The following is a 6,959-nucleotide window of genomic DNA, read 5'->3' as shown; positions in this document are numbered from 1 at the left end:
GACGAAGCTGATGATCGAAAATCGACAATCTTCTGAAAAGTTTGTAGCGGGTCTCGCCAGACTGTCCGCTTTTGGGGGCGCGCGGTGCCGACCGCCGGGCTCGTGCTGCACATGCGGATCGCGTGAGGCAGAGGTCGGCCACAACCCGTCGTTCACACGCGTCGCCGGTCGGACGTTCAGGCGTCGGCTTCGCCCCGCAACCAGCCATCCGCTTGTTAACGACGAGCGCCCCATGATCGGCCTTTGCCGCCGTTCGCACATCCTGTGCTTGCACGTCTGCTAACCAGGAAGCAAGAGTGTGAGAATGTGGCTAGGCAGAAACCTGGTCTCGGCAACAGTCTGCAAGATTGCAATTCAAGATTTGCCTCAGCGTTTGGTGGATCGTCGTTGTATCCCTTTCGGATACAACAGGATCGTCCTATCAGCGAAGCGGTGGAACAGACCAAAATCGTAGCCACTATCTGCGGATGGCGAAATCGCGCTTTAGGTGCGCATTTCCGACGGTCTTGACTGCAGTAACGTACTAAGAAGCGGCAACCAACGGCTATGAAATGCTAAGGATCGACGAAGTCACGGATAGCGAAGGTTTCCCCGAGCGATGCGATGTCGCAGTAATTGGCGGCGGCATTATTGGCGTCAGCACCGCGTATGAACTGGCGCGACGCGGCGTCCAGGTGGCTCTGCTCGAAAAGGGCGTCATCGGCTGCGAGCAGTCGGGGCGCAATTGGGGCTGGGTGCGTCAGCAGAACCGCGACCTCCATGAGTTGCCGCTCGCGATGCAGAGCCTCAAGCGCTGGAGCGAACTAAGCGAAGAACTGGGCGAGGACATTGGGTTTCGTAAGGCCGGCATCCTGTACGGCACGGAGCATCAATCGGACATCGCGCAGTGGGAATCGTGGCTTGCCCGCGCCCGGGAAGTCGGCTTTAACAGCGAGATCCTCAGTGCGCGCGCACTGGCAGCGCGCATTCCGTCCGGACGTGCGAAGTGGGCTGGAGGGCTGTGGTCTGTCACGGACGGCCGCGCCGAGCCGTCGAAAGCCGCGCCTGCGATTGCTCGCGGCGCGCAAGGTCTCGGCGCGATGGTGTATCAGAACTGCGCGGTACGAAGTCTCGACACGAGTGCTGGGCGTGTCTCTGGCATCTGGACGGAGCGCGGCCGGCTCGCAGCCGACACCGTCGTTCTCGCGGGAGGCGCCTGGAGCGCGTTGTTCTGCCAGCATCACGGCGTCGATCTGCCCTCCATCAACGTGATGGGAACGGCGTTGCGAACCGCTGAGGCGCCGGGGGTCATCGAAGGCTGTTTTTCCGGGCCTAACTTCGCGCTGAGAAGACGGTTGGACGGCGGCTACACCATCGCTGTTCCCGGCTACGGACGCGTGGAACTCGCGCCGCAAAACCTGCGGCATTCGGTGAAGTTCCGCACCATGTTCCGCAGCAAGCTGAAGAAAAAACTGAAGATTCGCGTCGGTGCCAGCTTCTTCCACGGACCGGAGGCAAGCGCAACCTGGCGCGACGATGACGTCTCGCCGTTCGAAGAAACGCGGGTGCTGGATCCCCGGCCTGATACCGAATGGCTCGAACGTGCCCTGCAAAATGTGTCCAGCGTGTTTCCCGAGCTGGCGGGCCTGCGGATCGCTCACGCATGGGCGGGCGCGATCGACACGACGCCGGACCTCGTTCCCGTCATCTCGAAGGTTAATGCGAACCCTGGTCTCGTGATCGCATCTGGCTTCAGCGGACACGGCTTTGGACTAGGGCCAGGCGCAGGCGTTCTCGTGAGCCGGCTGGTAATGGACGAGGCGCCGCAGTTCGACATTAAACCCTACAGACTGGCCCGCTTTTCCGACGGAACGAAACTGAGCAGCCCCGAAATGATGTGAATCGAGGCCGCGGGCGGGCTATTGCGGCAACCCACTTCGGGAGATTGAACCTCCAGCACGATTCAACCGTATTGATTAAGGGTCGACTTCCGCCGGCTGCGGAACGATCAACGGCGGCCAACTCGGCGGTTCGGCGTCGGACCGGGTTCGGCCATGAGCGGTCATTTTCTGGCGTCGTGGCTCAGACATTCAGATGGCGGTTCCAGCCAGGAATGGGTCACTCAGGCGCGAACACGTGCGTGATTATATCGACCGAGCCCTTGTATCGTGACTGCTGAGGATAGGGGCAAAGAGGACGAGTGCGGGAAGCGACATTGAAGTAGCCGGGATTTGTTGCAGAGGCAGTGACCGAGTTCGGTGCAACCCCTTCTCGACCGAGTTCTCAGGTGCGGAAGCACGTTGAACTTGTCAGTCGCCGGACCGCCGCTGCAATGTTCATGCCCGGAACAAGGTGTAGCCTAGCTTTGCATGAGGGAGAGCAAGTTCACTGCGTTGTCCTTCATGATCAGCGGTTGAACGTCAGGCCGGAATCCGGCCATTTGAAAGTCCGCAATCCATCGATCCGGTGTAATGAGCGGAAAATCCGATGCGAAGAGCACCTTGCGCTTAAGCACAGTATTGGCGTACCGAACGAGCTCGGGAGAGAAATATTTGGGTGACCAACCCGAGAGGTCGATGAATACGTTCTCCTTGTGCAATGCAATCGATAGCGCTTGCTCTTGCCAGGGCCATGAAGGATGCGCGATGATCACCTTCATGTTGGGGAAGTCAGCAGCGACATCGTCCAGATAGATCGGTTCCGAGTACTTGAGCCGCAGTCCGCCTCCGCCTGGCATTCCCGACCCAATCCCGGAATGCCCGGAATGAAATACCGCAGGCAAACCGAATTCGGCTATCACTTCGTAGAGTGGATAGGCGAGGCGGTCATTTGCAAAGAACCCTTGTAGCGTCGGGTGGAACTTGAATCCCCGAACGCCGTAGTCCGTGATCAGCGTCCGTGCTTCGCGGGCGGCCATCTTTCCTTTGTGTGGATCGATGCTTGCGAACGCGATCATGATGTCGTCGTTTTTTTGCGCGAATTCGGCGACTTCTTCGTTCGAGATCCGCCGACGCCCCAGGTTGGCTTCACAGTCGACAGTGAACATTACGAACCCGATCTGGCGCTCTCGATAGTAATCGATCGTCTCGGGTATGGTTGGACGACGCCCTAGCTTAAGTACCGTGCCGAAGTACTTATCGGCAGCCTCGTCGAATTCCCTGCCAAACAGGTCAGGGGGCTGGCAGCACGAGACCTCGGCGTGCACGTGGGTATCGATCGCAACGAGCTGTTCTACTTTCATAGTGAATCGGAGTTGATGGTTGGCGTGGAGGAGTCCACACGTTCAAGTGGGCCCGAATTCCAACGCTGGAACACGATGGTCCATGCAGGCCTGAACCTGGCGTCTGTAATGGAAGAATTCCAGCGACTTGAAGTCGAGAAAGTACTGGGAACATGCAACCTTGTCGGCATGGAATGGATCAGTGCTAGATCGACCCACGCAGATGCGCCACGTGCGAGCCCACGCAAAATTCAGCAGAAGCCAGCCAGCAGTGGTGAGATACGCGTCAGCGATACGGTAGGGAAGTTCCTTGTCGTCCTCGCTGCGCGTGATCACCGCGCTCGTGAGCTCGTTCATTTCGAAGCACAGCGTGGACAAGACCTCGGAAATCTGCGTGCCATATCCACCGGTCTTCCCGAGAGCGGCGCTCTCGTCTTCAATGATAGACAGCAATGAACGCAACATTTCGCCGCTATCGGACAGCACTTTTCGCAAAACAAGGTCGATAGCCTGGATTTCGTTCGTTCCCTCGTACAGCATCGGAACGCGCGAGTCGCGAACGGTTTGCTCGATCCCATACTCTTGCATGTATCCGTATCCTCCGAATACTTGCAACGCTTCGGATGCGCTCACAAAGCCATTGGTCGTGAAGAACGCCTTTACGATGGGCGTAAGCAGAGACGCCATGGCGTTGGCATGCTTGCGCTCGGCCGGATCCGGATGTCTGGCGGCTTTGTCGATCCACTCACCCACCCAATATCCGATCATTCTCTCGCCTTCGGCAATGCACCGAAGGTCGAGCAGAACGCGGCGTACAGCAGGATGGCGCGAGATGGGGATGGGCACATCGCCGCCGCCGGTATACGATGGAGGTCGCATTTGCATCCGTTCTTCGGCATAGGCTCTCGCGCGCTGCTGCGCGCTCTCCGCGTGGCCGACGCCCTGCATCGCCACTTGCAGGCGGGCGGCGTTCATCATCACGAACATCGCGCGCAAACCACCATGCGCCTGGCCAATGAGGTAACCCGTCGCCTCGTCGAAGCGCATGGTACAAGTCGGGCTCGCGGTGAGCCCCATCTTTTTCTCGATGCCGTCGCAGGTCACCCCGTTTCGTCTCATGCCGGTTGCCGAGCGTATGTACTTGGGCACGAGGAACAGCGAAAGTCCACGAGAGCCCTGAGGCGCGTCTGGCAATCGTGCAAGAACCAGATGAACGATGTTCTCCGTAAGGTTGTGTTCGCCACCGGTGATGAAGATCTTTTCGCCGGTCAGTCTGTAGAGTCCGTCTGAATCCACTAGCGCCCTGGTCCGGATTTGACCGAGATCGGTGCCCGCTTGGGGCTCAGTAAGGCACATTGTCGTCAGCCATTCGCCACTGGCGATTTTTTCCAGATATTCCTGCTTGACCTCTTCGGATGCGTGCGCTTTCAGGCAGGCAACTGCACCGTGAGACAGGCCCGGAGACATGAGCCAGGCGTGATTTGCACCTGCGAGCATCTCATGGAGGGCGACTTCGATTAATCCAGGCAGGTTCTGGCCGGCAACCTCCTCGCCTGCGGCGAGCAGAGGCCAGCCGGCCTCGACATATGCGCGGTAGGAATCAACGAAGCCCGTCGGCATGAACACGTGGCCTGTCTCGAACCGGCAACCCTCGGCGTCTCCGATCGCGTTCAATGGTGCAATCCGGTCAGCGACAAAACGCCCGGCTTCAGTGAGAACCTGTTCCGCCGTCGACATGTCGAGATCAGCCCATTCGGGAACAAATTGCCAGGTGGAACCGGCGTCCAGCCAGTCGTCGATGACAAACATCATGTCTCGAACCGGCGGATGATATCGGTGGCTCATTGGAGACTCGGAATGAAGGTTGCGCTGCCCACCGACGAACGCGTTGTTACGTTTGAGGCATCAGCGGTGAGGCAGATGGTATGCGTCAGCCTCGCCGCAGTTCGACTGTTGGCAGGCTCGGAATCGGCGAGCGACGTTCAGTCAGATGCCACCCGCCGTTTTGCAGGAGTAGAAGCCAGTAGATAGCCCCGCTAACAAGCTCGTCAACTGCAGGCGAAGCTCGATGCCGAGTTGATATCGCCGCCCTTGTAGCGCGCGACTTTGGGATAGGGGCACAGCGGCCGCGTTCGATTTGCGCCCCAGTCAGCCGGCACTTCCGGGTTAGGTATGGGGTTGCTCGCATCGCGCGCGTTCGCCACGACGCTATCAGGTGCTTTGCCTTGTTCCACCCACGCAATCATCGGCGTCAGCATGTCGAACTGATCCGCGGTAGGACCACCCGAGCAGTGGTTCATACCGGCAACGGTGTACAGGCGCGCGAAATTGCTTGCATCGCCCCCGTTGGCCGTCATGAGTCGCTGATACCAGTCTGTCGTGTCGTTGGATGAGAAGACCGGGTCGCTCGTGCCGTGATAGACGATCAACTTCGCACCCCGGTTCTTAAGCACCGACAGGTTTGTTTCGTCAGGCGGCGTCATGAACGACCACGACGACTCGCTATAGACGCCGCTGGTCGCAAAGATCTTTGGCGCGTCGGTGTCCATGCTGAAGTTGAGCGCATACGCCGACAACTGACTCAGGACGGACGCGCTTTGCGGCGGCGTGGTAAATGTGAAGGCCGCAGCGCCGGGATCGAGCGTGATCGAATTGGTTTGTTTCCACTGCGCCCAGTTCGAGCCGCTGATGCCCGCATCGTACGGAAAGCTTGCATAGAGGGCGGTGCCGGCGCTGTTGCGCGCGCCGGAGAAGACATTGCCGAGCGCGTCTTTTTGTGCGCTCGTGAGACATGAGCCATCGCGCGTGTTGGCGGAGCAGGTCGGGACATCGCGAGCGAGATCGAAGTTCGCCTGGCAGGCCTTGATGTCATGCACCATGCCATCGGTCGCCCCGTCGAGCGCATCGCACTTAGCAATGATGTGCGAAGCAACCATTTGCCGCTCTGCCGCCGTTAATCCTGTCGTAATGTCGGGCAGCCCGCTTGCCGTTTTCGCCGTCGCGACCTTGGCGAACTGCTGCGCGCTCCACATTTCGCCGATCGCGGCCTTTGGCAGATGGACACCCGGGTCGCCCGCAATGATGCCGTCGTAGTCGCCGGCGTATCGCGCCGCTGCGACCATCGCGTGGCGGCCACCGTTGGAGCATCCCTCGAAGTAGCTGCGGTCCGGGCCCTTGCCGTAAGCCGTCTTGATGACCTGCTTGGCCATCGGCGTCAGTTTGGCGACGGCCTGATAGCCATAGTCGAGCCGCGCCTGAGGGTCCAGCCCGAAAAGCGGGTTCTGCGACGAGGAATGCCCCGCGTCCGAACTAATGACCGCGAAGCCCATGTTGAGCGCATTGTTGAGCGGACCGCCGCCGCTGATGACGCCAGTCGCCGGTATGACGCTGCCGTCGAGCCCGCCGTTTGCCTGGTAGAAGAAGCGTCCGTTCCACGCGAGCGGCAGACGCATTTCGAAGCCTATCGCGTACGTCTTTCCGTCGACGGAACTCACGCGCTGGTTCATCGTGCCTTGGATAACACAATGTTCCGGCACGGCCTTGCCTGCGATGGTTAGCGTGCCTGCGGGTACGTCCTTGACTGACGTATACGTCGTATTGGCAAAGGCGAGCTTCGCTGCAAGCGCGTCGCACGTGCCGGAAAGACTGGCAGGGCTCGCGGCGCTCAGTTGCGGCAGTGACGAACTGTGATCGTCCAAGCCGCCGCCGCATGCCGCGACCATCGTTGAAACGACTGCTGCAATTATGGTCTTTTTCATGG

At 59.6% G+C, this 6,959-nt stretch carries 4 protein-coding genes; 1 reads left to right on the top strand and 3 read right to left on the bottom strand.

The window, feature by feature from the left end; translation table 11 throughout:
• The first annotated feature begins 551 nt into the window (after positions 1-551).
• A complete protein-coding gene (locus AC3WLT_RS31225; protein ID WP_492595496.1) occupies positions 552-1,880 on the top strand; it encodes an NAD(P)/FAD-dependent oxidoreductase in 1,329 nt (442 codons plus the stop codon).
• Positions 1,881-2,338: 458 nt separating this feature from the next.
• Here the strand turns inward: AC3WLT_RS31225 and AC3WLT_RS31220 are convergent, their stop codons facing one another.
• The 3 genes from AC3WLT_RS31220 to AC3WLT_RS31210 form a co-directional block, all read right to left on the bottom strand.
• Complete coding sequence (locus AC3WLT_RS31220; RefSeq protein ID WP_492595495.1) at positions 2,339-3,220, bottom strand: amidohydrolase family protein; 882 nt, start codon at positions 3,218-3,220, stop codon at positions 2,339-2,341.
• A gap of 42 nt (positions 3,221-3,262) precedes the next feature.
• Complete coding sequence (locus tag AC3WLT_RS31215; RefSeq protein ID WP_492595494.1) at positions 3,263-5,044, bottom strand: acyl-CoA dehydrogenase family protein; 1,782 nt, start codon at positions 5,042-5,044, stop codon at positions 3,263-3,265.
• Between the two features lie 203 nt (positions 5,045-5,247).
• Entirely contained in the window at positions 5,248-6,957 is a 1,710-nt protein-coding gene (locus AC3WLT_RS31210; protein WP_492595493.1) for a tannase/feruloyl esterase family alpha/beta hydrolase, read from the bottom strand.
• Positions 6,958-6,959: the final 2 nt, after the last annotated feature.

It is taken from the genome of Paraburkholderia sp. FW306-2-2C-D06C (assembly GCF_058781505.1).
The sequence above is the reverse complement of the archived record's forward strand: the minus strand, read 5'-3'. Positions and strand labels throughout refer to the sequence as shown.